Origin of the sequence: Leisingera sp. ANG-M1, assembly GCF_000813745.1 — a bacterium.
Lineage (GTDB): Bacteria > Pseudomonadota > Alphaproteobacteria > Rhodobacterales > Rhodobacteraceae > Leisingera.
Genome location: NZ_JWLC01000016.1, coordinates 1,717 through 2,079, shown reverse-complemented (window position 1 = coordinate 2,079; position 363 = coordinate 1,717). Strand labels below are relative to the sequence as shown.

Genomic DNA, 363 nt, shown 5'->3' with positions numbered 1-363 from the left:
TGTCCCCGCGGGGACAGGCGCGCTGCCCGGCGCGGTGCGGTCGAACATCAGGTCCAGGCTGACCAGGCCAACAGGGGTGATGGTGACGCCTGCGGCTTCCTCGAGTTTTTCCCTGCCGGGATTCAGTTCGAAATCCTCCAGCTTGAGGATAATCGGCTGCACGGTGGCCACGGCGACGCGGTCGTTGCCCAGCAGTGTTACCGCTACCGGCGCGGTCAGCTGTGCCTCGACCCCGTGCAGCGACAGGGTGACCGGCAGCTCGATCTGCTTTCGCTGCGCTGCAGCAAGATCGGAGAGCTGCGCCGGGTCGATGCGGGCGGTGACGACGGCCTCGGGATAGGTGAAGGTCTCAAAAAACAGGAA

1 protein-coding gene is annotated in these 363 nt (G+C 65.3%); it reads right to left on the bottom strand.

Annotated elements, in window-relative coordinates; translation table 11 throughout:
* The coding region (locus RA19_RS27450) for a YceI family protein (RefSeq protein WP_039163778.1) at positions 1 to 363 on the bottom strand (363 nt) is incomplete at both ends.